Genomic DNA, 25,061 nt, shown 5'->3' with positions numbered 1-25,061 from the left:
GTTCATTGCTTAGAACTCCAACGCCGAGATCATCAATACCGCATCCGCAGCCTCTTCGCCCTTGCTGACGAAATGCTCACGGAAAAATCCGATATGTTCTGGCGTCGGTTGGAAATGATGCGGCGTCAATGAGACCGAAAAGGTCGGCACGCCGGTGTCCAACTGCGCGCGCATCAGCCCGTCCACAACCGCTTGCGCGACGAAATCATGGCGATAGATGCCGCCATCGACAACCAGGGCCGCACAGACGATGGCGTCGTATTTGCCGCTTTGGCCCAGCTTCTGCGCGAGCAGGGGCATCTCGAAGGCACCCGGCACATCGAAGGCGACAATCTCTACCGCCTTGCCTGTCTCGGCGAGGCGTTTTTCGAAACCCGTCAGCGCCTGATCCACGATCTCGGCGTGCCACCTGGCTTTGATGAAGGCGATTTTGGTCTTTTCAGTCATGGAACCATCCTTTGCTGTTCAAAAGTGGTCCCAAGGCGATTCCAACCGTCCGGGCACAGGGTGCCAGACGGCTGGTTCTCTTCCATCCGGACTTTGACCGTCGGCCCCGGAATTCCACCGGTGTCTGCTTGTCCTTTTCGACATTCATCGAAAAGCGCTCGCGGGCTGTCACCGCCGGTGGGGAATTTCACCCCGCCCTGAGAACGCGCCTCACATGACGGCAATTTCCGGAAAAGGCAAGTGTCTGTCATGCGCGCCGTTTCAGACATTCAGATCATCGACCCCACTGTCGATATGCGGTGCCCAAAAGGCCACACTTTCGACGATTTGCGGGATCACCTGCCGGTCATTTGGTTCGCGTTCCTTGAACGACAATTCCAAGCAGATTTCATTGTCCCCTGCCCCACCCTCGGTGAGGGTCTTCAACAAAGGCTCCGGCTGGATTGCCCCCTTTGCGTTGAACTGGGCCGTGAACGGGCGGTGGCCCGATTTATCCATCATGGATTGCTTGATGTGAATGATCGGCGAAACCCTGGGTACGGCGCGGGCCCAAGCATAAGGATCGGTATCGTCGGGATCAGGCGACGTGACGTCGCCGTGATCAATGTCGGCCATCATCCACATCGGCACCGCCATGTCCGCAGCAGTCAGACGGTCCTGAAGCTTCATGCATTCCGCAATAGTGTGGCCAAATTCGCGTCCCACCGACATCGGCTCCCAGAAGACATTAGTTAGCCCGGCGCGTTTTGCGTGCTCCGCCACCTCGGACCAGCAGTCGATGGCAATTTGAAGCAATTCCTCGCGGCGGGTGGGATCATCAAAGTCCCGATAGGTGAAGATCGCGAATTGCGTGCCGATCGACGTGCCGCCGAGATCGCCGATGATATCCGCGAAGGTCTTGAACCAATCGACGTAATAGCGCCGCACGTCCCGGTCAGGATGACCGAAATGATTGAGCCGTCCGTACGGCCCTGTCATGCCCGACGTAACCCGCGCGCCGGTGCGCGTCAGGGCCGCGCCCATATCTCGGGTCAGACGACGGATCACCGGGGCGGGCCAGGACGGGTTGATGAATTCATGGGTCAACTGGATGTCGCGAATGCGGATATCGCGGGCGATGGCGTCGATCAGGTCATCGGGTTCAGCAAATCGATTGACCAGCGGATTGGTGTTGAGCGACAGCGTCAGCGCCATTACGCGGCCTCCCGCTTGTCTTCGAACCATTTGGTAAATGCGGCCTGTTCGGCATCGGTAAGATGCAACCGATGCTTGGTTCGGCGCCAAAGAATATCCTCAGCGGTCTGTGCCCATTCATGGCTTTCAAGATAGGCCACTTCCGCTTCATAAAGGGTGCCGCCGAAATACCGCCCCAATCCGTCAAGCGAGCTTGCACCGTCAACGATCTGCGCAATCCGGGTGCCGTAAAGCCGCCCGTAATGCCGCCGAAGATCGCGCGGCATCCAGGGGTAGTCCTGCTTCATCCGGTTGCGGAATTCCCCATAATCGGCCGCGTCCATATCGCCGCCGGGCAGAGGCGCATCTTCGGTCCAGTCGGCACCCATCCGGGGAAAAAACTTCTGGATCTTGTGCAAGCCGCGTTCAGCCAGTTCGCGGAAGGTAGTGATCTTTCCACCGAAGATGTTCAACAGCGGCACGCCGCCCGTTTCGTCGATGTCGAAGACATAATCGCGAGTCACAGCCGACGGGTTGCCCTGCCCGTCGTCGAAGAGTGGCCGCACACCCGAAAAGGTGGTCAGCACGTCTTCGCGGGTCAACTGTTCCTTGAAGTATTTGTTCACCGCGTCAATCAGGTATTGCACCTCCATCTCGTCGGCGGTCACGTCTTCGGCGCGGCCTTCATAGGCGATGTCGGTGGTGCCGATCAGCGCCTTGTCGCGTTCGTAGGGATTGATGAAGATCACGCGCTTGTCGTGGTTCTGTACCAGATAGGCATTCTCGCCCTTCCAGAATTTCGGCACGATGATGTGGCTGCCTTTGACCAGTCGCACGTTGCGCGCGCTGTTGGAGCCTGCCACGCGGTTGACCACGTCCGTTACCCAGGGGCCGGCGGCGTTGACCAGTAGTCTGGCCTCGAATTCGCGGGTCTCGCCGGTCACGGTGCTTTCTGTTGTCACCCGCCAGATATTGCCGTCGCGCCGCGCCGAAACGCATGGCGAGCGGGTGAGCACGGTCGCGCCGCGTTCGGCCGCATCCACGGCGTTCAGCACGACAAGTCGCGCATCATCCACCCAGCAGTCGGAATATTCGAAACCCCGTTTGTATTGGTCCTTGATGGCCGCGCCTTCCGGATCGCGGTGCAGGTTCAACATGCGGGTGCCCGGCAATTTCCTGCGCCCGCCCAAGTGGTCGTAAAGAAACAGGCCAAGACGCACCAGCCAGGCCGGACGGTCCTGCGGCGAATGCGGCAGAACAAAGCGCATCGGCCAGATGATATGCGGCGCGTTCTTCATCAGCACCTCGCGTTCGATCAGCGCCTCGCGGACCAAGCGGAACTCGTAATATTCCAGATAGCGCAGGCCCCCATGCACCAGCTTGCCCGAGCGCGAAGAGGTGCCCTCGGCCAGATCGTCCTTTTCGCAAAGAACAACGCTCAGCCCCCGCCCGGCTGCATCGCGGGCGATCCCGGCACCGTTAATACCGCCGCCAATCACGAACAGGTCGACTTTCTGAATATCTGTCATCTCTCAGGCTCCTTGCGAGGCACGCCCCGCCGCCAGCCCGTCCCAGACGGGGGCAAGGCTTTCGCGCGCATGTCTATAATTGGTAAAAAGGGCGTCGTAGACTGGCACCAGATCCGGGTCGGGTGCCTCCGGTTCTCCCAAAAGCGGCGTTGTCCAGTCTGCAATGCAGGCGTCCATCGTGTCGTAGGCACCGATCGCGACAGCGGCCATCATCGCGCAGCCCGCGGCCCCCGCCTCATCACGCGACGACACCCGAACCGGCGTATTGAGCGATGCCGCCAGAACCTTCCGCAAGGCATCGGATCGTGCCGCCCCGCCGGTCAGGCGCAATTCGCGGGGCATATCGCCCATGGCGGTGTAGCAATCACGCGCGGCCATCCCCAGCCCTTCGATCACCGCACGAATCACGTCGGGGAAGCGATGCGCTGCGTTCAATCCGACAAGACTGGCCCGCGCATCGGCATTGACGAAAGGTCCGCGTTCGCCCGCTTCCGAGATATAGGGATGGTAAATCAGCGCGCCGGGGCGCGACCGCGCCATCCAGCCGTCGATTTTGGCAACCATCTGGGCATGGGTGGGCGCGCTGCCGACCTCTGCCATCAAATCTTCGGCCAGCGCCAGCGCCCAGTCGATATTAAGCGTCGCTGCCATGTTGGTCTGCACCTGCGTGACAAGGTCAGGGATGGGCAGGCAGATGACATATCCCGTCCCCTCGGCATTGAGATGTACCTCGTCGGATCTGACCGCCCGCATATGTACGCCGGTCGACCCCACCGTGGAACAGGCCGCGCCTGCGTCGCCGGTATGCACGCCCGCGCCAAGCGCCGTCATCACCATGTCGACATAGCCCAAGGAAACCGGCGTGCCTGCACGAAGGCCGGTTTGCGTCGCAGCTTGGGCGGTCAAGGCCCGTGTCTCCTGCGCACCGTCGATAATCTCGGGCAGCAGGCGCCGGTGATTTTCCAACCCCAGCGCCGCGATCACGGTGTCGCTGTATCGCCGGCTCCGGAAGTCACCAAAGGTGAAGCTCGCCTCGGAGGGGTCGGTTGCCCGAACTCCGGTCAGATTCAGAAACAGCCAGTCCTTGCAATGCAGCGCCACATCCGCACGATCCAGCAATTCAGGGCAAGTGGCAGCCATATGCGCCATCTGACTGCCTTGCTGGCATGTGTTCAACCCGGTGCCCGTCGCCTCGAACCGCGCACGGTTCGCTTCGCCCGAGGACAGCCGCCGTACCGTCGGGGCCGCCCGCGCATCAAGCCAGAGCCAAGCATCGCCGACGGCCTCGTTGGATTTGTCGACGAGCCATGTCCCATCGCCTTGACCCGTCAGCGCCACGGCAACGGTACGTTCGGAAAGCCGACCGACCTTTTCGCCCAAACCGCGCAGGGCGGCGACGCAATCGGCCCAGGTCTGAGGCAGCGATTGGGTGGCCGATCCGTCGGCACCCATGACATAGCAATTGCGCACCGAGGCAGACGCCAACTGCTGACCCTTCAGGTCGAACGCCACCGCCTTGATGACGGATGTTCCTGCATCCACGCCGATGATCAGATCGGACGAATCGGCCATTTGCTGTCTCCTTGCAGGGGTTTGTCACCGCGGTCTTCCCTACGCGACGCCCTTGTTTATCCCACGTTTCAGCGGTGTTTTTCGAAGACGTCTCAATGTCCTTGAAAGTCGAACCTCACTGCGCTTGGTTAAACTGGATGTATCACAAATAAATTGCGCCGTGTGAAATTTTTTACAGACAGAGTAATTTTTTTCTACTATGGTCTGGTTAACTAGTCGCACAAAGGGTGCGGCGAGTCGCTAATCCATACGCAGGATTGAGGAGTCCTTTGGATCAGTGACGGTGGAGGAGAAGCCCAACATCGAAAGGTGGGCATTTCCATTCAATGACGGCGCCAGAGGTTTCTGACGCAGAATCACGCGGCCCGGCTTTCTGGGTCGGACAGCAAGGGGGCACGTCCGCAATGGCAAAAACCGGCACCGTATCTGCCAGCGCATCCAAGGCGACGCGACGCAAGGCAATCACAGCTATCGCGGCGGCTGTACTTTTGGGCGCGATCGCCTTTGACACCAAGGTGGTCACGATAGGCGGCGACGAGGATCTGCGCCAGCAAGCCTTCAATCCCGACAGTTTCGGCACGCGGGAGTTTCCCCGCATCCGCGACCATGTGACTGATAAAGCGCCCGATGCGGCACGGCTGGCCGAAGAACTGGTGGCTGACAAAAACGCCGCCATCGCCGCCTATGGCACGATGGCCGGGGCTTTCCCGGTGATGCCGGTGACATTCACCGGCACCGTCGCGGATGGCAAATCCGGCATCTTCACGGTTGACGTCGAAGGCTTGCCCGAAGGTTTCGGCCTGCGGGTTCAGACCGGTCCGGCAATCAACGGCACGGAATTGCGCGACGTCACCGGGGACATCGAATTTGGCGCTTTCAAGAACCAGATTGAATACCAAGATGCCGGCGCAGGCATCAACCGCGCCATGGCCGCAGAAATTCTGGCAGATATTGACCGTGAGTCGTTAAGTGGCAAGACCATCACCGTCACCGGTGCCTTTACCATGATCAACCCGAAAAACTGGCTGGTCACCCCGGTGGCTTTCGAGGTGCAGTGATGAAAACCTCGGTCCATGACGAAACCTTGACGCGCGCGCCGGAAACAGCCGATGTGGTTCTGGCCGCGCGGGATGTCACCAAGAGCTTTGGGGCTGTTCACGCTTTGAAGGGCGTGAATTTCGATGTGCGGCACGGACAGGTCACCACGCTGTTCGGGGAGAATGGCGCGGGCAAGTCGACATTGATGAAAATTCTCTCGGGCGTGCAATTACCGACATCCGGTGAGTTGCTTCTTGATGGCAATCCCGTCGAGATCAAATCCACCGTCGAGGCGCGCGAACTGGGCATTTCGATCATTCACCAGGAACTGTCGCTGGCACCCAACATGAACGTGCGGGACAACATCTTCATGGGCCGCGAGATCATGGGACCGCGCGGCGTGAATTTCGCCGAAGAAGAACGCCAGTGCCGCGCGCTGATGGAAGAGCTGGAGGAAGACATCGACCCGCTGACGCCGGTCGAGGAGCTGCGCCTTGGCCAGCAGCAGATTGTCGAGATCGCCCGCGCGCTTTCGGTAAATTCCCGCATTCTGATCATGGACGAGCCAACATCGGCACTGTCCGCATCGGAAGTCGACGTGCTGTTCAAGGTGATCCACGACCTGACGGAACGCGGGGTCTCCATCGTCTATATCTCGCACCATCTGGAAGAGGCCCTGACCATCACCGACCACGCGGTCGTGCTGCGTGACGGGGTGATGACAGCCTATGCGCCGCGCGCCGACATCGACCTGGAATGGATCGTGCGCAACATGGTCGGCGAGAATTTCGACCTTGGGTCGCCGCCCGACACGACCTTTGGCGACGTGGCGCTATCGGTTCAGGATCTCACGGTGCCCGCTCCGGGCGGTTCGGGCTATTCGGTCGTTGATCGGCTGTCGCTGGATGTACGTCAGGGCGAAATCGTCTGCATCTACGGTTTGATGGGGGCGGGCCGTACCGAATTGATGGAATGCATTGCAGGGCGTCTGTCCTCCTCCGACGGCAAGGTGGCCCTGCATGGCCGCGACATCGCCGGTATGACCATCGCACAGAGGATAGACGCGGGGCTCGTCCTTACGCCCGAAGACCGTCAGCGCGACGGGCTGGTGCAGACCATGACCGTCGGTCAGAATCTGTCTCTGGCCTCCATCGGGGCCTTTACCCGGCGGCTGTTCACCTCGAAAGCCGATGAACAGGCGATCATCGACCGTTCGATCCGCGAGGTCACGATCAAGACCGACGGCGGCGGGGCGGCCATCGGGTCGCTTTCAGGGGGCAACCAGCAGAAGGTGGTGATCGGAAAAATGCTGGCGACCAAGCCTTCGGTGGTGCTTTTGGACGAACCGTCGCGCGGCATCGACATCGGCGCAAAGGCGGAGGTGTTCGGTCTTTTGGCCAAGGGTGCGCAGCAGGGTCTCGCGGTGGTCTATTCGACGTCCGAAGTCAGCGAATGTCTGTCCATCGCCCACCGCATCATCGTCATGCACAAGGGCAAAATCTCGGCCACTTTCGGCCCCGACGCCACCAAGGAACAGATCATGGCGGCCTCGGGCGAGGTCGATCTGCGACAAAGCCTGATCGCGTCTTTCGGACTGGATCATTGCGAGGTGGTGACAGATCTGCACCAGGACGATCTGGCGCTTCGGGCGCTTGGCATCGCCGGCGGCAAATTTCTGTCGGCAGAAATTTTAGATGGGCGCGACAAGATAATCGGCGCGGGTCATGGTCGGACGCTCATAGCCTGTGTCGAAAACCTGGATGGGAAACCGGCCCCCGGCCTGAAGGTCGTTTCGCTGATGGGGGCGCTGACCACCGGCGCGGATCTGAACCCCCATGCCATTGTGGCGAAACTGGCGGAACTGACCGGCGCGGAACCGGCGTCGATGCCGGTGCCGTTCATCGCAAACTCCACCGCCGACCGGAATGTTCTTCTGGGCCAGAAGGCGGCGCAGAAGGCGATAGATCTGACAAGTCGGGCGGATCTGATGATCGTCGGTATCGGCACCACGGCCCCGGAGGCCGAACTGGTTGCCACCGGCATGATCGAGCAGGAAGAAATGGTGGAAATCTACCGCGCCGGGGGCGTTGGCGAGATGCTGGGCCATTTCTTCGACGAGCGCGGTAAATCGGTGGGGCAGGACATCAGCGATCGCATCCTGACGCAGCCGCTGGATAAATTGAAAGGCCGTCGGATCGTCGCTGTCGCAGGGGGAGCCGTCAAGATCCATGCGATCAAGGCGGTTCTGGAAAGCGGGCTATTGAGCGGCCTGATCACAGACGAACACACTGCTCGGGCCATTGTCGACATGGACAAGCCCGACGCGGCGCAGCACTGAAACGGAGATCCTCGACATGACCGATGTCACCACCAACAAGAAACATGGCTCCGGCGGGTTGTTCGCCAGCGTTTTCGGAAAAAATGCCAGCATTGTGCAAATCCTGCTGGAAGGCCGGGCATTCTTTGCTCTGATCCTGATTATCGCGGTATTCTCCTTCCTGTCACCGAATTACGCGACGGTGTCGAACTTTTTGATCATGGCCAACCATGTGGCGATCTTTGGTCTTCTGTCGGTCGGCATGTTGCTGGTCATCCTGAACGGCGGCATCGACCTGTCGGTGGGTTCGGTGCTGGGTCTGACCGGAGTGTTTGCCGGGTACCTGATGCAAGGGATCGAGGTGGAAGCGAGCGGTGTGATCCTCTATCCGCCGGTCTGGGCCGTCGTGGTCCTGACCCTCGCGCTTGGTGCTTTCGTCGGCGCGGTCAATGGCGTGCTGGTGGCGTTCTTCCGGGTGCCGGCCTTCGTCGCGACGCTCGGGTCGCTTTACGTTGCGCGGGGTGTGGCCCTGTTGATGACCAACGGGCTGACCTTCAACAACCTTTCCGGTGATCCCAGTTTCGGCAATACAGGCTTTGACTGGCTGGGCTTCAACCGCATTGGCGGAGTGCCGATCGGGGTGGTTGTGCTGGCCGTGGTGGCGATTGCCGCCGGGCTGCTGCTGTCGCGAACTGCCTTCGGCCGCTGGCTTTATTCGTCGGGCGGCAATGAACGTGCAGCGGAATTGTCCGGCGTTCCGGTCAAGAAGGTGCAGATCGCCGTCTACGTGCTGTCGGGCATGTGCGCGGCAATCGCGGGCCTTGTGCTCAGCTCGCAGCTGACCTCTGCCGGGCCGACCGCAGGCACCACCTATGAACTGACCGCCATCGCAGCGGTCGTGGTGGGCGGCGCATCGTTGATGGGCGGGCGCGGCTCGGTACGCGGCACGCTGCTGGGTGCCTTTGTCATCGGCTTTCTGTCTGACGGCCTCGTCATCATCGGCGTCTCGTCCTACTGGCAGACCGTTTTCACGGGTGCCGTGATCGTGCTCGCCGTGATGCTCAATTCCATCCAATACGGGGGCAAGACCCGCAAGGGCTGACCCCGACCCAGTTTCGCGCTGTTTCGGGCGGAAAGACCCGACGCGAAGATCCGCCGGGCAACCGGCAACAACCAAAATACCATGGGAGACATCAAAATGATCAAGTTCACCAAACGCGCCCTTCTGGCCGCGGCAACCGCTCTGCCCCTGATGGCAGGGTCCGCCTGGGCCGAAGGCCTGATCTCTATCATCGTGACTGATCCGGCGAACCCCTACTGGTTCACCGAAGGCGAAGTCGCGAAGGCCACCGCCGAAGAACTGGGATATGACGCCACCGTGGCCGCGCACAAGGGCGACACCAACGTTGAATCCAATCTCATCGACGCTGCCATCACCAACGGTGCCAAGGCGATCATCCTCGACCCGGCCAATGCGGACGGTTCTGTCGGTGTCGTACGCAAGGCCACCGAGGCCGGCATCCCGGTCTTCCTGGTGAATGCCGAGATCAACGAAAGCGGCATTGCAATCGCACAGCTGGTGTCGAACAACGCCCAGGGTGCGGCGCTTGGTGCGGTTCAGTTTCAATCGCTCGTGGGTGACGAGGCCAAATATGTCGAGTTCTTCGGCAACCCGGCCGACAACAATGCGGCCACGCGATCAAATGGCTACGAGACGGTGCTGAGCCAGTATCCGGACCTTGAAAAAGTGGCCGAGGAAGTCGCCAACTGGGACCGCACGCAAGGCTACAACAAGATGCAGTCGATCATTCAGGCAAACCCGGAAATCGATGCCGTTATTTCGGGCAACGATGAAATGGCGCTTGGTGCGATTGCCGCGCTGAAGGAAGCTGGCAAGCTGGAAGGCATGATCGTCGGCGGGTTCGATGGCTCGCCCGACGCGGTGGACGCGGTCAAGGCCGGTGAAATGGCCTATACTGTCCTCCAGCCCGTCGCGGTCTTTTCGCGCGAGGCGGTGATCCAGGCTGACCACTACATCAAGAACGGTGAGCCGATGGTCGACACAGAAAAGCAACTGTTCGACTGCCTGCTGATCACAGCCGACAATGTGGGCAATTACACGGCTGCATTCACGCTGTCGGAATAACGACATGGATGGGCGCGCGAGACCGGGCGCGCGCCCATCATCTCCTTCTTTCGTTTGAAATGCCCCGAGGTGCCGACCTTATTGAATTACAGCCGGAACAAGACGGTTGCCATTGTGGACGCTCATGGAAAGTCACGGTTGGGTGCCAATTGACCTGGCAAGGAACCGTTTGTGCCATGAGCGTCCTGCAACACCTACCCGCCGAGTTTGGGACGGGCCTCGGCAGTGGTTTCAAGTACTGACATCGTCATGATGTCGTCTACTTTCGGTGGATCTTGTGCGAATTGGTTAAGTGACGAATAGATATCGATCTGCTTTTGCCATGTGGCTGGGTCCATCGTGCCCCATCCGTTTGCTGCGGTTTTTTCGTCAAAGGAATAATCCATTGCAAGGTCCACGGCTGCCATTTCATTGTCCCGGTCGAGGTTCGGATAACGTTCAACGAGAAAATCAACGGCCTCTTCGCGGTTGTCATAGACCCAGCCCCAGCCCTTTGAGCCGGCTCGGATCATGGCGTCCACCTGAGGCCGGTAATTCGCAAGCGTCTCATCCGTCACATAGTACGGGTTGGCGTAGAGTTTGACGCCTGCATCCCACAACGTCATGTCCACCCGTTGATCGCCCAGAATTTCAAGCGCGCTGGTATTTGTATTCCACCCAGTCACGACATCGACCTGGCCGGTCATCAGCGGTGTCATGTCCGCCCCCATCACCGAGAGCTCAATATCGTCTTCGGACATTCCGTTTTCAGCCAGCAATGCCTGAAGCAGCACCCGAGCCAAGCCATTGGTCGCAACCTTCTTGCCAATGAGATCTTCCGGCTTGTTGACCGGGTTGCTTTTGAGAGAAAAGTAGGTGAACGGATGCTGCTGATATCCAACGGCGATACATTTGACCGGTATCCCGGCGGAACGCGCCAGCATGAGCGACGGACTGGACGAGATGGACCCCAGGTTCGCGCGCCCACTGGCCACCGACGCCACACCATCAATCTGCGGGCCACCTGGCATTACCTTTAACGTCAACCCTTCGTCCGCGTAATAACCCAGTTTGTCGGCGGCGACTTCGCCGATGATTCCGTTGCTGGCCAGCCAGCCAAGCTGCAAGGTTACGGCAAAACTGTCCTGCGCGTGTGCCGGCGAGATCTGGAACAAATTTCCGGCGCAAGCCATGCCGGCGGTCGCACCGGCAGATTTCAAAAGGCCCCGGCGGGTGAAACCGGTTTTGGAAGTGCTCTTCATTGTACTCTCCTGTTGGGTATTTTGTTATTTTCAAGTTTGCGTGTCGGGCACTCTGACAATCATGCCGTCCATGCTTTCGTCGACCGTCAACTGACAACTCAGACGACTTTCCGTGGCGGGATCGATCACGAACTCAAGCATGCCCACTTCGTTATCCCTGGCCGGTGTCAGCTTTTCGCGCCAGGGGGCGTCGATGTAGCAATGGCAGGTGCCGCAGGCACAGGATCCTCCGCACTCTGCTATGATCCCGGCCACCCCGACATCAATCGCAGCCTGCATGACGGTTCCGCCTACGGAAACCTCTGCTTCTGTTTCTTTACCATCTGCTTCGACAAATTTAATCAACGGCATATCAGGCTCTAGGCCTCCTTCAGTTTGATCATGAGGGTTTTTGGTCCCCGCACCGACAATCCGCGCTTGTATTCCGGGTTCTCATCGACAAGCTCGATCTCGCTGTAGCGCTTGAACAAGGTGTTGAAGATCACGTCCATGTCCAGACGCGCGAGGTGGTTGCCAAGACAGAAATGCGTACCGCCCCCAAACGAGATATGTCGGTTGGGTGAGCGCCCGACATCGAAGACATCGGGATCATCAAACTGTGCCGGATCGCGATTTGCGGCCCCGTAAAGCAGACCGAACCGTGTGCCGGCGGGGTAGTCGTAGCCCCCGACCGTGACATCCCGCGTCGCGAAGCGGTGGAAGTATGGCAGCGGCGAATTATAGCGAAACATTTCCTGGATCGCGGTCTTCATCAACTCGGGCTGAGCCCTGAGCCGTGCCATCTGATCCGGAAACTGAAGCAGCGCATGCATGCCGGACCCGATCGTATCGATGGTTGATCCGTGACCTGCGCGCAGAACCTGCATGGCAAGCGCGACCAACTCATCTTCGGTCAGTTCACCGGCCTGCTTGGCCTCGAACATCCGGGTCAGCAGGTCATCCTGAGGTTTGACTGCCCGTTGGTCCAGAAGTGTCGACAGATACTCGTAGAACTCTCGTGTTGCATTCTCTGCCAGATCCTTGCCGGCCTGCGTCCGCCCGATATTCCAAAACGATACGATGTCTTCCGACCATTTGCGCAACCGCGCACTGTCATCAGCCGGCACACCGAGGACACGACCAATGATGTGACCCGGCACATGGGCTGCAAAATCCGCGATGAAATCAATTTCGGACTGATTGGACACCTTGTCGAGCAACGCGTTGACGATATCCTGCACCGCAGCCCGCTGGCGCTCCACTATTGCCGGGGTAAATTCACGGAAAACCACTTTGCGAAGACGGGCATGGGTATCGCCTTCGCTGTCCAGCAGGCTGTTTTGCACAAACCTTTCATGATGCGGCATGTCGTGCATGTTCATCCGGGTCTTGCGCGCCAGTTTTTCGGTTTCGCTCAAATTCTCGTCGACGACCCGCAGCATCGACTTGTCCAGGGCGACTTCCTGAACATCGGCAAACCGCGTGAGCATCCAGGTCTTTTCGCCCTCGTAGAAATAAGGCCGGTCGAGCTTTCGCATCGCGGCATAGGTAGGATACGGGTCTTGGGCGAATTCGGCCGAAAGCGGCCGGAAGTCGATCGTATCGCCTTGTTCATCCAGCATGTCCTGATCTCCCCTGCTTGATGTTGATGTTGTGGCGTCAGATTGCTTCTATCACCTGCGAGCGACAGGAAGGATGTTCCCAACTCTCAAAGAAATGGATATTACTATCACATGTCAGACCCCCTGAAGCCGCCAGCATTCCATCGCTACCGTGAGATTCACTACTACACACCCGGTACGCTGGATCAGCCTTTCCCCTATCAGATCCTTGCGGCAGGGCGCAGCCGAACCGGGCCTGAGCGCCCTGCCCACACTGCGGTCTATCAACATCACACGTTTATCCTGACGCTCTCCGGAAAGGGCAGGATCACATGGGCTGGCCGATCAACGGATGCATGTGCCGCTACGGTCACTTGGTTGGACACTTCACAGAAATATGCACATTCCTGCCATCCCGATAGCGACCATTGGGAACATATCTGGCTCGGCATGTCCGGCTACGGGCTGGATATGCTGTTCGAAAGGATAACCGGTGGCCGAAATCCCGTACATCGGGCGAATGTGAAGATGCGTGGAGTGTTCGAGGACGTATTGCAACATCTGAAAGACACCAGTGGTGTCAAGGCACCGATATCGGCACTATTGGCGGCACATCTGGTCGAGATCCTGGCCAATACCGACGAAGTTCTGGAAGAGCCGTCATCCTCGCCATTCCATCTCCTCATGACGGCGGTGAAGAACGAATTGAACGAGCGATGGGACGTGCGCAAAATGGCTTCACTCGCAGCGTGCAGCGCGTCACATTTTCACCGGAAGTTTCAGAAAATCCAAGGGGTATCCCCAATGGAGTGGCTCAAACTTGAGCGGATCAATGCGGCCAAGTATCTTCTGTCCGCGACCGATCTTTCGATATTCGAGGTTGGTCAGAAATGCGGATATCCGGACCCATATCATTTCAGCCGGGTCTTTTCCCGCACGGTCGGAATATCGCCGACCGGATTTCGAAAGATGACTGGCCGTTAGCAGGTCTATGGTTCCGCATGAAAAGACCGGTCCATGCGGTTATACCTGCATAGAACCAACCGAACGAAACATAGGCCGTCTTGACGGCAATATAGAAGCCGGTTCCAACTTCGTGACATGCAGATTGATCGTGCCCGCATTCAGCGACCTCCTGACCCACTTGTCCAACAAGGACAGCAGCGGCTGAATTTTTAGCACGAGCCGCTTTCGAGGCGAATTGAGCAGTCCGAACCGATATTGCGCTACGCGAGCATCAGCCAGCTGCCTGCCGTAGGAAAGGCGGCATTGTCGAGTTGGGTCACCGTGAAAAGAAAACGTAGGGCAGAGATGCGTCAGTTCTTATCAACCGGTCGGGATCGCATCCGCGCGGCGGTCTCCCGTTCCGCCCGTTTACAGCACATCGGTGGCAGACCGCGGTCCATCAAGTCCATATCTTCGAGAACCATGTCCCCCATCTGCTTGAAGGCAACATCCAGCGCGCCCGCCCGGTGCGCAGAGCGCAGCAATCCAGGCAGCGTCCGCGCCCGATGACCGGTTGGTAGTGGTTCTTCCGGGAAGACATCGGTGGCGGCGATGATATGCCCTTCGGCCACCGCATCAAGCAAGGCGTCAAAATCGACTACATCCGCGCGGCTGAGCAAGATAAACGCCGCACCCTCGCGCATCTGCGCAAATGCATCGGCACCCAGAAAACCGCGATTGTCCGTCGTCACAGCAGCAACGACGAAAACCACATCAGACTGCGCCAACACCGTATCAAGGGTCGCAGGTATCACTTGATGGTCGCGCAGGATGGAGGGTGCAATCCATGGATCATGAACCTGAATGTTGCAGCGAAACCCGGCCAGAACACGGGTCAGCGCACGCCCCAGATCGCCAAAGCCAATGATCCCGACATCGGCACCTGTCAAAAGCCGTGCTTGCGCGTTGCCATCCCCGCCCCATTGTTCGGTTCCATCGGCAAATCCGGTATCCGCAGGGGTAATGCCGCGCAACAGGTCCAAAGCAAAGCCTAGACCAATCTCTGCGACGGGTAGCGCGAATGCGGCACCCGTTGTCAGAACATGGATGCCTCTGCCAAACACTTCATCGTAAGGCATGTTATCTTGCAAGTTGGATTCGACGTTCAGAACCGCGCGCAGTGACGTAAGTCGCGCCAGTGTCTCTGACGACAAGGGCGGCTGGCCAAGGATGTAGCGCGCACCCGCCAGCACCGAACCGTCCAATTGCGCCACGTCTGCCGCGCTGGTTTCCACGATCTCATACTTTGCGCGCAACTGGGCCAGTTTGTCGGGTGTAAAAATCAGATCCAGGCTGCGCGGCTCGGGTGCAGATATGACGATTGGCTTGTTTCCAGACACGAGAGACTCCTGTTAACTTCGGCCGTTGAACCGATTTACTTTTGATATAAACCGATTTATCTTTCGATTCGAGCCATATTTTCGTTTTCATTGATTTCGATGGCCCAGGGGGAGCATGACAAACAGCAGGCGCGCGACCATCCACGATGTTGCCCGTATGGCAGACGTGTCGGCAGCGACCGTATCGAAGGTCATGCGTGGGGTCACCTCTGTGAAACCCGCCAATGTCGTGCGCGTCAAAGAAGCCATTTCGCAACTCGATTACCGGATGGACCCGCTTGCATCCGGCTTGCGCAACGAACAACGCCGGATCATCGGGGCCGTCGTCCCTGATCTGGAAAGCCCTTTCTTTGGCGCACTTGTTACCGGGCTTGAAAGTGCCGCAGAGGACGCCGGTTACACGATGATCATCGCCAGCTCTTGCGAGGATGAGGGGCGCGAGGCGGATCTGATTACCCGGATGGATGATTGGCGTGTGGCTGGGACCGTTCTGGTGCCGGTCCGGTCCGAACGCGGGCGTGGTGCCGAACAGTTGCACGCGCTCGATATGCACGCAGTGCTTGTTGATCGGGTCTCTGCCAGTGATCGGTTCGATACAATCGCCGCAGATAATTTTGCGGCATCCGCCAGCGTTGCCGATCTCCTGGTTGGGCAAGGGCACAGATCCATTCTGCTCCATAGTGCGACGCGGATTTCAAAGGCGGCGCGCACCCGGCAGGAAGGGTTCATCTCACGGGTGCAGGCTCTTGATCCCACTGTGCGCATCGACACACTGATTTCGGACGGCGGCGTCGAAGGACACCGCGCAGGGATCCGCTCTTATTTTGACAAGATGGATCCCAATGATCCAATCACTGCGGTTTTTTCGCTATCGCAACACTCTACCCTGATCGTGCTGGGCGAGATCCGGCGCCGCGAAATGCGAATCCCCGATGACGTGGCGCTTGTGGGTTTCGACGATGCCGAATGGATGCGGATCACCTGGCCTTCGATAACCGCTGTCGCTCAACCTGTCGAACAGATCGCGCGGCGGTCGATTGCCACGCTTTTGGGCCGGGTCGAAGGCAACATCGATGGGTTTCGCGTGCAACATCTGGAGCCGTGTGAATTGCGGCCTCGTCAATCCAGCGGGCAGCGCCCGATGATGCTGCGCAATTCAAGACAATACCAACGCGATTAAAACAAAGTGGAGGAGAGACCATGTTCAACAAGATGTTCAAAACAAAACTGAGTGCTGCCGTATTGGCTGCTGCGGCAGCGGCAAGCCCCGTACAGGCCGAAGGGGAATACGGCATTTTGATGAAAACCCTCGCGAACCCGTTCTGGGGTGCGATGGGTCAAGGCGTAGAAGACGGCGCAAAGGCCGCTGACGTCGAATACTTCATTCAAGCTGTAGAAAGTGATCAGGCGGCAGAAAGCCAGCTGAACGTGTGCAACACGATGTTGGAACGCCGCCCCGTCGCCATGATCACAGCGGCGATCAACTCGACCAATCTTTTGCCTTGCCTGAAATCCGCGCAAGATGCCGGAATCAAGATCGTTGACCTTGACGGGAACCTTGACCCCGCAATTCTGGACGCAGAAGGGATTGAAATCACCTTCCGCATCGGGTCGGACAACGTACTTGCCGGGGCGCAGGGTGCCGAATTCATGGTCGGCCAGCTGGGCGCGGATGCCACAGGTCCGGTCCTCGTGATCGAAGGGCTGTCGGGCAATATCACGGGTCAAAACCGGACCTCTGGCTTTGCTGACAAACTGGCGGAACTGGCCCCCGGACTTGAGATCGTGGCCTCCCTGCCGGGTGACTGGGATCGCGGCAAAGCGGCGAACATCACCAACGATATCCTGACCCGCAACCCTGATCTGGTCGGCATTTTTGCGGCCAATGACGGTATGGCGCTAGGGGCGGTTGAAAGCGTGTTTGCCGCAGGTAAGGGCGGTGATGTCGTCATCATCGGAGTCGATGGCAACTCGGACGCTGTGACGTCAATTCAGGCCGGACGCTTGACAGCTTCGGTTGCGCAATTGCCGTATCTGGTTGGTCAGCAAGCGGTCGAAAACGTGAAGGCCGTGCTCGAGGGCGGCGATGTCGAGCCCCAGATCACCGTTCCGACACTTGTCCTGACCAAAGAGGTCATGGATGCAGGCACTGATCCATTGCTCGAGTCCGTCAAGTAATCCTTCCGGTGGTGCAGGATCAATTCCTAGCCTGCACCATATCACCGGCGCGTACACCGTGCCGGTGATACATTTCTTAACACGAGGGCAATATGGCAACTTCACCAACCCGGACAGACGCACGGCGACCGGGCCGATGGGCGCGTCTTCAAGCCCGATCCATCGAACAACTTCACGTCCGACTTGAAAGCCTGATCGTCCTGATCGCGTTGTCGACGTTGATGGCGATCCTGTCACCGTATTTCCTTTCGGTCAGCAACTTTCTGAACATATTGCTCGCCACGTCGACGATTGGCGTGCTGGCGATTGCGGCGACGTTCGTGCTCAGTTCCGGCGGGCTTGATCTTTCCTTGGGCTCTGTTCTGGGCTTCTCGGGTGTCTGCGGGGCGGCCGTTGCGGTCAAGCTGGGTGCGCCCATGCCGATCGCAGTGATTGCAACGATCGGGGCCGGGGCGTTGGCCGGGTTGGTAAATGGGCTGATTATTACGCGGGCCTTTGTTCCGGCATTCATTGTAACGCTGGGCATGCTGGGAATTGCGCGCGGCCTCGCTCTGGTCATCTCGGACGGACGGGTCATTTACGGTCTGCCCAATGCGATGGTCTATTTGGGCCAAGGACGACCGTTTGGTATTCCAATGCCTGTCATTATCTTTATCGTGACCGCCATCGTCACGCATATGGTGCTGGCCTACACACGGTATGGGCGGCACACGCTGGCCATTGGCGACAGCGAGAACGCCGCGCGCACCTCTGGGATCAACGTCGATTTTCATCGATTGACGCTTTATGTCCTTTCAGGCGGTCTGGCTGGCCTTGCCGGTTTGCTTTTTGCAACCCGGATCAACTCTGGCGATCCGACGGCGGGAATTGCCTATGAACTGACCGCGATCACGGCAGCGATCATCGGCGGCACAAACCTGTTTGGCGGGCGGGGTTCCATCCTCGGGACGATGATTGGCGCGTTGATCATGGGTGTTCTTCAGAACGGCCTGAACCTGCTGGCCGTCCAAAGCTACTATCAGCAGATGGCCATTGGTGGTGTGTTGATCCTGGCCGTTTTCATCGACCAATATCAGGTCCGCAAGGAGAGCCGGATATGACCCTTTTGACCGTCAGCGGTATCCGAAAAAGCTTTGGCGCGGTTGATGTGCTGCATGGCGTCGATTTCAGTGTCGGTGCCGGCGAAGTTCTAGGCCTTGTCGGTGACAACGGTGCTGGAAAATCGACCCTGATGAAAATTGTGACCGGCATGTATAAGGCAGACGCGGGTGACGTGGTTCTTGGCGGGACTTCCGTTCTGGACCTTTCGCCGGGCGAGCGGCGCGCCAAGGGGATTGAGATGATCTATCAGGACCTTGCGCTGGCCAAACAACAGGATGTCGCCGCCAACATCTTTCTGGGTCGTGAACCTGTACGGCGGGTCTTTGGCGTGAACTTTGTCGACCGCACCAAGATGAAACAAGATGCGCAAGCAATGATCACGCGACTGGGTGCCAACCTGCCCGCGATCAACAGACCTGTTGGGTCCTTCTCTGGCGGTCAGCAACAATCGGTCGCTATCGCCCGTGCACTGACTTTCAATCCCAAGGTCGTGATCATGGATGAACCGACCGCGGCCCTTGCGGTCCGCGAAGTGCAAGGCGTGCTGGACCTGATCCGTCAGTTGCGGGATCAGGGGATCGGCGTGATCCTGATCTCACACCGCTTGAACGACGTATTATCTGTCACGGATCGGATCGTCGTTCTGCATCACGGGCGTGCAGCGGCCAATCTGGTCACCAAGGAAACAACGATGACCGATGTCGTCTCCGCGATAGTCGGTGGTGGTGACATGGCAGAGGCCGCAGCACATGAGGCACAGGGTTAGATATGGCACAACTTGGATTGCACACATTCGCCGTCGCCCCGAAATGGGATGTCGCGACCATGCGCACACTGCGCATGAAATTTGAAACCCACAAGGTGCGCGTTCTGGAAATCCCTTTGCTCGACCCATCGGAAATCGATGTCGCGGAGACACGCGCGTTCTGCGAGGAAACCGGCATCACACCTGTGTGCTCGCTTGGTCTTCCGCCAGAAATTGATGTGATCACCGATCCGGATGCAGGCATGGCGTTTCTCGAACCTGCCTTTGACGTAGCTTCTGGCATTGGGGCGCCGTCGCTGTCGGGCGTGACCTATGGAACCATCGGCAAAATCTCTGGTAGCCCGCGCACGCAGGCTGAATTTGACGGCACGGCCAGCTTTATCAAGCGCGCGGCGGCGCGCGCAAAGGCGTTCGGCTTGGGTCTCGGCATCGAACCTTGCAACCGATACGAGACCCATATCATGAACACTGGCGCAGACGGGCGTGCCTATTGCGAGGCCGTGGGGGCGGACAACCTTTTCATCCATCTTGATACCTACCACATGAACATCGAAGAGGTATCATTCGCCCAAGGTTTTGCCGACTGCGGGCCACATCTGGGTTACGTCCATCTGTCAGAAAGCAATCGCGGCGCACCGGGAACAGGCATGATCGACTGGCAGGCAGCATTTCAGGCCCTCGTCGACGTTGAATTCGATGGCATCACTACCCTGGAAAGCATGAATCACGTCCATGAGGCCATTGCGTCCGCCCTTGCCATCTGGCGACCGGTGGCGGCAAACCCAAATGACGTGATCGATAATGGTCTACCTCACCTGCACAAAGCTGCAAGAATGGCAGGGTTTCACTACAGCTAGGGCAAATTGGCGCTTCAGAAAATAGTGGGGCCATTATCGTTACCAGCTGCGCAGATCGCACGCACCGACCCTCCAGAGGCGCGGCAGAATGACACCATGAAATCGCAAAGTGCCTTGCGTGCGGAAAGCGCAAACAGACAGATTACTCCTCGCTTTGTCCGCGTCCCGAGACATCCGTTTGATCGAGAAAGCGCAGCCGATTTCCAAACGGATCGAGAACCTGCATCTGAAGACCCCAGGGCAGTTTTTCCAACCCTGGTCGGCTGTTCGGATAGGGCAGCAGAGAGCTGTGCCAGTCCCGCAATCCGCAAACGTAGACCATAGCGGCCGCCCCCGGCGTGCCATCGCCATGATGCTCGCTCAGATGCAAATGAAACTCTCCCAGCCGCAGAAAAGCGTAAAGCGGCGCGGTCGCATCAAAGCGATGCTCGCCCTCCCATGTGAAGCCCAGCCAGCCGACATAGAACTCCCGCGCCTTTGACTCGTCGAAACTGCGGAAAATCGGCGCGATCTGTGTGACCTTCGGGATCATGCCGGTTGTTTTGCGTCGATTTTCTGAATGGCGCTGAACCCCTCAAAACGTGGCGCTCCCTCATGCAGCTTGCGGCTTTGACCGGCTTTCGCATGGGCGGCGCGGAATTCTTCACTGGTTGTCCACGCGCGGAAATGCGCCTCGCTTTGCCATGTCGTGTGCGAGGCATACAGAATGCGTCCCTCTGTCTCAGCGCCTTTCAGCATCTGGAACGACACGAAGCCCTCCATGTCCTGCAAGCGGCTTTCGCGGGTGAGCCAAAGCTCTTCGAATTCCGCGGCATTTTCAAGCGGTACGGTAAAGCGGTTCATGGCAAGATACATGGGGTGTCTCCTTAGTTCGATGTCAGGGAATTGCAGGGATCTTCACGCTCGGCGCGCGGGACGATCCGGGTTTCGTCAAAGGGCGTGTCCGTGTCGCCTTCGACAAAGCCGATGGAATGGGTGGTGACGTCGGGCGCTGCAAGATCGATCAGCGCGGGCACGCCCCAGTCCGTTCGCGCATGGCCGTTGCCCGCTATCAGCGCCACTGGCGGCCCGTAGGTTTCAAGCGCCGCCAGTGCCGCGCGCGCAAAAACCGCATCGCGGTAGCGTTGAACCGCAACCATGCCTGCCATCGCCTCCAACGGCATCGCCTCGCAATGCGCTACAAACTGCATTTCATCACGGGCTTTCTGCTGGTCGCCCGGCAGGGGCTCGTTCAGTCCGAAACGCGCCGCATCAGGGCCGAACAGGCCCTCTGGCCCGTCGCTGTAGACGGTGCGCACCGTCTCGCGCGGTGCAGCGGCTCCGATGATGCGCGCATTGCCCAAAGCGTCGAAGATCGGTGCGTAGATCGGAAAATCGCGCCAGCCGCTTGCGTTCCATGCCTCGGCGATCAGGGTCCGGTCGGCATCGGCTCTGGCGGCCTCTTCGGCGGTCAGCATCTCGAACACGATTGCCGTGGGCCGCAGGTCCTCCAGCACAGCGGCCTGTCCCAGATGCGCATCGGAGTTGTCATGGACTTCGCCCAGAATGACGATGTCAGCGACAGGTTGCGCCAGCGCGGGCGTGGCAAGACAAAACAACAGGATGGCAAGGCGCATATGCGCTCCTTTCAGGCGGATGCCGCATGCGGCAGAATAAATGGCACACCCGAGGGCGGTGTCGCCGAGACCCGCAGAGCACAGCCATAGGCTCGCGACAGGGTCTCGTCTGTCAATACCTCGGCAGGGGTGCCGAAGGCGAGGCGTTCGCCGTCGGCCAGCACCGCCACACGGTCGGCATAAAGCGCAGTCAGGTTCAGATCGTGCATGACGGCAAGCACGCCACCACCGGCGCGGGCAAAATCGCGGGCGATCTCCATGACCTGCAACTGGTGCGCAATATCAAGGCTGGACACGGGTTCATCCAACAACAGCCAACGAGGCTGTCCGTCTTCAACCGGTGCCCAGACCTGCGCCAGCACGCGGGCAAGCATGGCGCGCTGTGCTTCGCCACCCGACAGTTCCTGAAACGTGCGATGGGCGTAATGCGCAAGGCCGACGCGCGCCAGCGCCTGCATTGGCACTTCGGGCCTGTCGCCCGCGGTGCCGGATTGAAGACCGATGCGCACGACCTCGATCACGGTGAAGGGAAAGGCCAGCCGCGACGCCTGAGGCAAAACAGCCCGTATCGCCGCCAGTTCCCAGGGTTTCATCCGCTCGACGCACCGACCGTTCAGGCTGACGCGGCCCTGATAGGCAAGAGAGGCGGTGATCGCGCCCAGCAGGGTGGATTTTCCCGACCCGTTCGGACCAACGATGGCCGTGACCTCACCCGGCAAAGCGGTCAGGCCGACACCCCTCAGCGCCTCTCGCTTGCCGTATGACACGCGTATATTCTCGGCGATCAGGCTCATAATTCGACCAGTCCCCGCCGCTTGAGCAGGATCCAAAGGAAAACCGGTGCCCCCAGAACGGCCGTGACGATCCCGATGGGCAGTTCGGCGGGGGCGATCACCACGCGGGCAATCATATCAGCAAGGATCAGCAAGGTCGCGCCAAGCAAAGCCGCGTTCAGCAGCAACGTCCGGTGATCCGGCCCCGAGGCCAGCCGCAGCAGATGCGGCACGACAATGCCGATGAAACCGATCCCCCCCGAAACGGCGACCGCGGCACCGGTCGCCCCGGCCACGGCCAGAATGCCGGTGGATTTCATCCGCTGAACGTCAATGCCGATATGGGCGGCGGTCGCTTCGCCCAAAGCCAGTCCATTCAACCCCCGGCCCAGCGTCAGGGACACCCCGATGGCAAGCAGGATCATCGGGCCGGCAGCAAACACTTTGGCCCAGCTTGCGCCCGCCAGCGATCCAAGCCCCCAGAAGGTCAGGTCGCGCAGCTGCGTATCATCGGCGATATATACAAGAATGCCCGACAGCGCGCCTGCCAGCGCCCCAAGCGCGATCCCTGCAAGAAGCATGGTGGCAACAGAGGTGCGCCCATGGCGTGTCGAGACGCGATAGAGCAGGATCGTCGATCCCCAGCCGCCCAGAAACGCAGCAAAAGGCGTCAACTGGTTGCCCGTCAGGTCAATGAGCCATGCAGGTAGCAACGTTCCCAGCACAATCGCCAAGATCGCCCCCAACCCGGCCCCCGCACCAACGCCGACGATCCCCGGATCGGCCAGCGGGTTGCGGAAAAGCCCCTGCATCGCGGCCCCCGAAACCGCCAGCGCGGCCCCGACCAGCACACCCATGGCAAGCCGGGGCAAACGTATGTCGAACAGCACAACACGCTCGATCTGGCTCAGCGTTTCGCCATGGATCAGCTTCGCCAGCATTGTAGACAGCGTCACATCGGTGGCCCCCACCTGAAGGCTGGCGAAACAGGACAGGACCAACGCCCCTGCGAGCGCCCAATGCAGGGTGTTCGCGCGGGTTTCACGGTGGTGGGGGATGGTTTCGATGTCGCTCAGGGCTGCCAAATTTCACGCTCCCTTGCCGTAAAGCGCGTCGTTCAGCGTGGCGATGGCCTGCGCTGTACGGGGGCCGAAGCCCAGCATCAGCAAACCGTCCATGCGGATGGCGGAACGGGTCTGCGCGGCCGGTGTCAGCTTGATCGCCGGCATTGCGAACAGTTCGTCCTTTTGCGCGCCGTGATCTCCGCCGCGATCCATCATCAGGATCACATCCGGTGCCGCCAGTCCGATGGCTTCGTCCCCGATCTGCTTGTAGCCTTCGAAAGCGGTCACGGCATTCACGCCGCCGGCCATGCGGATGATCGCGTCCGCCGCCGTTCCGGTGCCGGACACATTGATCTTGCCGCCCTGGGTGGACAGCACGAAAAGCACGCGCTTCTTGCTGTTCGCAGGGCGTTCTGCATCCGCCAATGCCGACGCCATCGCGCCTTCGACCTCGGCCGCAAGACCTTTGGCGCGAGCCTCCACGTCAAGGGCCGCTCCGATAACCTCGATCTTGCGGATGATGCCCTCGGCGGTCAAGGCGTCCGGCACTTCGACAAAGTCCACATTCGCGGCGCGAATGACATCGAGCGCTTCCGGCGGCCCGGCCCCTTCCTCTGACAGGATCAATGACGGGCCGACCGACAGCACCCCTTCGGGCGACAGTGCGCGCATATAGCCGACATCGGGCAGGTTCGTCACGTCAGGCGGGTAGCTTGACGTGGTGTCGCGCGCCTTGAGCCGATGTTGCTGCCCCAGCGCCACGACAATCTCTGTCACGGAGCCGCCGATCGACAGGACATCCGCATGTGGATCGCCCCCCTGCTCGGCCTGCTGCGCGCTGACTGTCAAGGCCGCGACCGCACCGAACATCGCGATCCATATGCCTGTGAAGGCGGCAAAACCATTGCGCTTGCGGGTCATGCGGGCACCTCTGCCAGCGCGGGCAGCGCCGCGACGATCCTGCCCCACTCGGCGCGCGAATCCCGGCCTTTCTTGCCAACGCCAAAGGCCTGAAAGATCAGCCCGCCCTCGGCGTCGAAGGCTTCGACGGAAACCGCAGGCCCGCGTTGCGTGGGCTTTTCGACGGCCCAGACCTCGGCCACCTTGTCCAGACGGAGATGCAGGTTGAAGCCTGGATCCATGACGTTCTGCCACGGCCCCATCGGGTGCAGCTTGTGGATCGGACCGGTATGAATCTGGATGCAGCCGCGATTGCCGACAAAGATCATCACTTCGATCCCGGCATCGCGCACCGCCTGCAACATCGCATCGGCGGCCTGCGGTTCAAGCCGGCGCACCCAAGGCGCGCCGGCGATCC

25 protein-coding genes and 1 riboswitch are annotated in these 25,061 nt (G+C 59.6%); of the genes, 10 read left to right on the top strand and 15 right to left on the bottom strand.

The genetic code is table 11. The annotated features are described in order from the left end of the window. Positions 1–9: 9 nt before the first annotated feature. From ACN0WV_RS14795 to ACN0WV_RS14780, 4 genes are all read right to left on the bottom strand, one after another. Positions 10–447 carry a 6,7-dimethyl-8-ribityllumazine synthase gene (locus ACN0WV_RS14795; protein WP_084353095.1) on the bottom strand — a complete coding sequence of 146 codons (438 nt, stop codon included), beginning with the start codon at positions 445–447 and terminating at the stop codon, positions 10–12. A gap of 70 nt (positions 448–517) precedes the next feature. Further along, positions 518–656, bottom strand: a riboswitch (FMN riboswitch). A 52-nt stretch (positions 657–708) separates the two neighbouring features. Beyond that, positions 709–1,641 (bottom strand): sugar phosphate isomerase/epimerase family protein, encoded by a 933-nt coding sequence (locus tag ACN0WV_RS14790; protein WP_084353094.1) that lies wholly within the window; start codon positions 1,639–1,641, stop codon positions 709–711. Continuing rightward, entirely contained in the window at positions 1,641–3,149 is a 1,509-nt protein-coding gene (locus ACN0WV_RS14785; protein WP_084353093.1) for a glycerol-3-phosphate dehydrogenase, read from the bottom strand. The genes ACN0WV_RS14790 and ACN0WV_RS14785 overlap by 1 nt, the downstream gene beginning before the upstream one ends. Positions 3,150–3,152: 3 nt before the next feature. After that, on the bottom strand, positions 3,153–4,721 hold the full coding sequence (locus tag ACN0WV_RS14780) for an FGGY-family carbohydrate kinase (protein WP_084353092.1): 1,569 nt from the start codon (positions 4,719–4,721) through the stop codon (positions 3,153–3,155). 404 nt (positions 4,722–5,125) lie between these two features. Between ACN0WV_RS14780 and ACN0WV_RS14775 the strand changes: the two genes are divergently transcribed. The 4 genes from ACN0WV_RS14775 (at position 5,126) to ACN0WV_RS14760 (ending at position 10,222) form a co-directional block, all read left to right on the top strand. After that, positions 5,126–5,779, top strand: coding sequence for a DUF2291 family protein (locus ACN0WV_RS14775; protein ID WP_084353173.1), 654 nt, complete (start codon positions 5,126–5,128; stop codon positions 5,777–5,779). Next, positions 5,779–8,097 carry a sugar-binding domain-containing protein gene (locus ACN0WV_RS14770; protein WP_084353172.1) on the top strand — a complete coding sequence of 773 codons (2,319 nt, stop codon included), beginning with the start codon at positions 5,779–5,781 and terminating at the stop codon, positions 8,095–8,097. Before ACN0WV_RS14775 ends, ACN0WV_RS14770 begins: the two co-directional genes overlap by 1 nt. 16 nt (positions 8,098–8,113) lie before the next feature. Continuing rightward, positions 8,114–9,178, top strand: coding sequence for an ABC transporter permease (locus ACN0WV_RS14765; RefSeq protein ID WP_084353091.1), 1,065 nt, complete (start codon positions 8,114–8,116; stop codon positions 9,176–9,178). Between the two features lie 96 nt (positions 9,179–9,274). Then, positions 9,275–10,222: a D-ribose ABC transporter substrate-binding protein gene (locus tag ACN0WV_RS14760; RefSeq protein WP_084353171.1), complete on the top strand. Its 948-nt coding sequence runs from the start codon at positions 9,275–9,277 to the stop codon at positions 10,220–10,222. Between the two features lie 194 nt (positions 10,223–10,416). On the opposite strand, the gene ACN0WV_RS14755 is transcribed toward ACN0WV_RS14760, so the two are convergent. The 3 genes from ACN0WV_RS14755 to ACN0WV_RS14745 are packed head-to-tail and all read right to left on the bottom strand — an operon-like array spanning position 10,417 to position 13,064. Further along, entirely contained in the window at positions 10,417–11,463 is a 1,047-nt protein-coding gene (locus ACN0WV_RS14755) for an ABC transporter substrate-binding protein (RefSeq protein ID WP_084353090.1), read from the bottom strand. Between the two features lie 30 nt (positions 11,464–11,493). After that, positions 11,494–11,814: a 2Fe-2S iron-sulfur cluster-binding protein gene (locus ACN0WV_RS14750; protein ID WP_084353089.1), complete on the bottom strand. Its 321-nt coding sequence runs from the start codon at positions 11,812–11,814 to the stop codon at positions 11,494–11,496. A gap of 8 nt (positions 11,815–11,822) precedes the next feature. Next, positions 11,823–13,064 (bottom strand): cytochrome P450, encoded by a 1,242-nt coding sequence (locus ACN0WV_RS14745; protein WP_084353088.1) that lies wholly within the window; start codon positions 13,062–13,064, stop codon positions 11,823–11,825. A gap of 111 nt (positions 13,065–13,175) precedes the next feature. On the opposite strand from ACN0WV_RS14745, the gene ACN0WV_RS14740 reads away from it, so the two are divergent. Then, positions 13,176–14,027: an AraC family transcriptional regulator gene (locus tag ACN0WV_RS14740; RefSeq protein ID WP_084353087.1), complete on the top strand. Its 852-nt coding sequence runs from the start codon at positions 13,176–13,178 to the stop codon at positions 14,025–14,027. 332 nt (positions 14,028–14,359) lie between these two features. On the opposite strand, the gene ACN0WV_RS14735 is transcribed toward ACN0WV_RS14740, so the two are convergent. After that, on the bottom strand, positions 14,360–15,388 hold the full coding sequence (locus tag ACN0WV_RS14735) for a hydroxyacid dehydrogenase (protein ID WP_084353085.1): 1,029 nt from the start codon (positions 15,386–15,388) through the stop codon (positions 14,360–14,362). A 115-nt stretch (positions 15,389–15,503) separates the two neighbouring features. On the opposite strand from ACN0WV_RS14735, the gene ACN0WV_RS14730 reads away from it, so the two are divergent. The 5 genes from ACN0WV_RS14730 to ACN0WV_RS14710 all read left to right on the top strand — a co-directional run bounded on the left by ACN0WV_RS14730 (position 15,504) and on the right by ACN0WV_RS14710 (position 20,290). Further along, the gene (locus ACN0WV_RS14730) at positions 15,504–16,568 is read left to right on the top strand and encodes a LacI family DNA-binding transcriptional regulator (protein ID WP_084353084.1); all 1,065 of its coding nucleotides are present in this window, start codon (positions 15,504–15,506) and stop codon (positions 16,566–16,568) included. A gap of 20 nt (positions 16,569–16,588) precedes the next feature. Beyond that, positions 16,589–17,566, top strand: a complete 978-nt coding sequence (locus tag ACN0WV_RS14725) for a sugar ABC transporter substrate-binding protein (RefSeq protein ID WP_218673218.1) — start codon at positions 16,589–16,591, stop codon at positions 17,564–17,566. Between the two features lie 92 nt (positions 17,567–17,658). Next, positions 17,659–18,666: an ABC transporter permease gene (locus tag ACN0WV_RS14720; RefSeq protein ID WP_084353083.1), complete on the top strand. Its 1,008-nt coding sequence runs from the start codon at positions 17,659–17,661 to the stop codon at positions 18,664–18,666. Continuing rightward, positions 18,663–19,433: an ATP-binding cassette domain-containing protein gene (locus tag ACN0WV_RS14715; RefSeq protein WP_084353082.1), complete on the top strand. Its 771-nt coding sequence runs from the start codon at positions 18,663–18,665 to the stop codon at positions 19,431–19,433. Before ACN0WV_RS14720 ends, ACN0WV_RS14715 begins: the two co-directional genes overlap by 4 nt. Before the next feature lie 2 nt (positions 19,434–19,435). Beyond that, positions 19,436–20,290, top strand: a complete 855-nt coding sequence (locus tag ACN0WV_RS14710; RefSeq protein ID WP_084353081.1) for a sugar phosphate isomerase/epimerase family protein — start codon at positions 19,436–19,438, stop codon at positions 20,288–20,290. Positions 20,291–20,432: 142 nt separating this feature from the next. Here the strand turns inward: ACN0WV_RS14710 and ACN0WV_RS14705 are convergent, their stop codons facing one another. The 7 genes from ACN0WV_RS14705 to ACN0WV_RS14675 form a co-directional block, all read right to left on the bottom strand. Further along, complete coding sequence (locus ACN0WV_RS14705) at positions 20,433–20,822, bottom strand: glyoxalase superfamily protein (protein WP_084353080.1); 390 nt, start codon at positions 20,820–20,822, stop codon at positions 20,433–20,435. Next, positions 20,819–21,145 (bottom strand): heme-degrading protein HmuQ, encoded by a 327-nt coding sequence (hmuQ, locus tag ACN0WV_RS14700; RefSeq protein ID WP_084353079.1) that lies wholly within the window; start codon positions 21,143–21,145, stop codon positions 20,819–20,821. The genes ACN0WV_RS14705 and hmuQ overlap by 4 nt, the downstream gene beginning before the upstream one ends. A gap of 11 nt (positions 21,146–21,156) precedes the next feature. Then, positions 21,157–21,906: a ChaN family lipoprotein gene (locus ACN0WV_RS14695; RefSeq protein WP_084353078.1), complete on the bottom strand. Its 750-nt coding sequence runs from the start codon at positions 21,904–21,906 to the stop codon at positions 21,157–21,159. Positions 21,907–21,917: 11 nt separating this feature from the next. Further along, positions 21,918–22,700, bottom strand: coding sequence for a heme ABC transporter ATP-binding protein (locus tag ACN0WV_RS14690; RefSeq protein WP_084353077.1), 783 nt, complete (start codon positions 22,698–22,700; stop codon positions 21,918–21,920). Continuing rightward, positions 22,697–23,764, bottom strand: coding sequence for a FecCD family ABC transporter permease (locus tag ACN0WV_RS14685; RefSeq protein ID WP_084353076.1), 1,068 nt, complete (start codon positions 23,762–23,764; stop codon positions 22,697–22,699). The genes ACN0WV_RS14690 and ACN0WV_RS14685 overlap by 4 nt, the downstream gene beginning before the upstream one ends. Positions 23,765–23,767: 3 nt before the next feature. After that, a complete protein-coding gene (locus tag ACN0WV_RS14680; RefSeq protein WP_084353075.1) occupies positions 23,768–24,664 on the bottom strand; it encodes a heme/hemin ABC transporter substrate-binding protein in 897 nt (298 codons plus the stop codon). Then, positions 24,661–25,061: ChuX/HutX family heme-like substrate-binding protein (locus ACN0WV_RS14675; RefSeq protein ID WP_417606793.1), on the bottom strand; the 401-nt coding region annotated here is incomplete at its 5' end. The genes ACN0WV_RS14675 and ACN0WV_RS14680, both read right to left, overlap by 4 nt.

Origin of the sequence: Primorskyibacter flagellatus, from assembly GCF_048268605.1 — a bacterium.
GTDB lineage: Bacteria > Pseudomonadota > Alphaproteobacteria > Rhodobacterales > Rhodobacteraceae > Primorskyibacter > Primorskyibacter flagellatus.
Note: the sequence above shows the minus strand (reverse complement) of the source record. Positions and strands in the feature narration are given on the sequence as shown.

Excerpts from the sequence above, each read along its gene's own strand:
- ACN0WV_RS14795 (WP_084353095.1), bottom strand. The coding sequence starts at position 447 with ATGACTGAAAAGACCAAAATCGCCTTCATCAAAGCCAGGTGGCACGCC.
- ACN0WV_RS14790 (WP_084353094.1), bottom strand. The coding sequence starts at position 1,641 with ATGGCGCTGACGCTGTCGCTCAACACCAATCCGCTGGTCAATCGATTT.
- ACN0WV_RS14785 (WP_084353093.1), bottom strand. The coding sequence starts at position 3,149 with ATGACAGATATTCAGAAAGTCGACCTGTTCGTGATTGGCGGCGGTATT.
- ACN0WV_RS14780 (WP_084353092.1), bottom strand. The coding sequence starts at position 4,721 with ATGGCCGATTCGTCCGATCTGATCATCGGCGTGGATGCAGGAACATCC.
- ACN0WV_RS14775 (WP_084353173.1), top strand. The coding sequence starts at position 5,126 with ATGGCAAAAACCGGCACCGTATCTGCCAGCGCATCCAAGGCGACGCGA.
- ACN0WV_RS14770 (WP_084353172.1), top strand. The coding sequence starts at position 5,779 with ATGAAAACCTCGGTCCATGACGAAACCTTGACGCGCGCGCCGGAAACA.
- ACN0WV_RS14765 (WP_084353091.1), top strand. The coding sequence starts at position 8,114 with ATGACCGATGTCACCACCAACAAGAAACATGGCTCCGGCGGGTTGTTC.
- ACN0WV_RS14760 (WP_084353171.1), top strand. The coding sequence starts at position 9,275 with ATGATCAAGTTCACCAAACGCGCCCTTCTGGCCGCGGCAACCGCTCTG.
- ACN0WV_RS14755 (WP_084353090.1), bottom strand. The coding sequence starts at position 11,463 with ATGAAGAGCACTTCCAAAACCGGTTTCACCCGCCGGGGCCTTTTGAAA.
- ACN0WV_RS14750 (WP_084353089.1), bottom strand. The coding sequence starts at position 11,814 with ATGCCGTTGATTAAATTTGTCGAAGCAGATGGTAAAGAAACAGAAGCA.
- ACN0WV_RS14745 (WP_084353088.1), bottom strand. The coding sequence starts at position 13,064 with ATGCTGGATGAACAAGGCGATACGATCGACTTCCGGCCGCTTTCGGCC.
- ACN0WV_RS14740 (WP_084353087.1), top strand. The coding sequence starts at position 13,176 with ATGTCAGACCCCCTGAAGCCGCCAGCATTCCATCGCTACCGTGAGATT.
- ACN0WV_RS14730 (WP_084353084.1), top strand. The coding sequence starts at position 15,504 with ATGACAAACAGCAGGCGCGCGACCATCCACGATGTTGCCCGTATGGCA.
- ACN0WV_RS14725 (WP_218673218.1), top strand. The coding sequence starts at position 16,589 with ATGTTCAACAAGATGTTCAAAACAAAACTGAGTGCTGCCGTATTGGCT.
- ACN0WV_RS14720 (WP_084353083.1), top strand. The coding sequence starts at position 17,659 with ATGGCAACTTCACCAACCCGGACAGACGCACGGCGACCGGGCCGATGG.
- ACN0WV_RS14715 (WP_084353082.1), top strand. The coding sequence starts at position 18,663 with ATGACCCTTTTGACCGTCAGCGGTATCCGAAAAAGCTTTGGCGCGGTT.
- ACN0WV_RS14710 (WP_084353081.1), top strand. The coding sequence starts at position 19,436 with ATGGCACAACTTGGATTGCACACATTCGCCGTCGCCCCGAAATGGGAT.
- ACN0WV_RS14705 (WP_084353080.1), bottom strand. The coding sequence starts at position 20,822 with ATGATCCCGAAGGTCACACAGATCGCGCCGATTTTCCGCAGTTTCGAC.
- hmuQ (WP_084353079.1), bottom strand. The coding sequence starts at position 21,145 with ATGTATCTTGCCATGAACCGCTTTACCGTACCGCTTGAAAATGCCGCG.
- ACN0WV_RS14695 (WP_084353078.1), bottom strand. The coding sequence starts at position 21,906 with ATGCGCCTTGCCATCCTGTTGTTTTGTCTTGCCACGCCCGCGCTGGCG.
- ACN0WV_RS14690 (WP_084353077.1), bottom strand. The coding sequence starts at position 22,700 with ATGAGCCTGATCGCCGAGAATATACGCGTGTCATACGGCAAGCGAGAG.
- ACN0WV_RS14680 (WP_084353075.1), bottom strand. The coding sequence starts at position 24,664 with ATGACCCGCAAGCGCAATGGTTTTGCCGCCTTCACAGGCATATGGATC.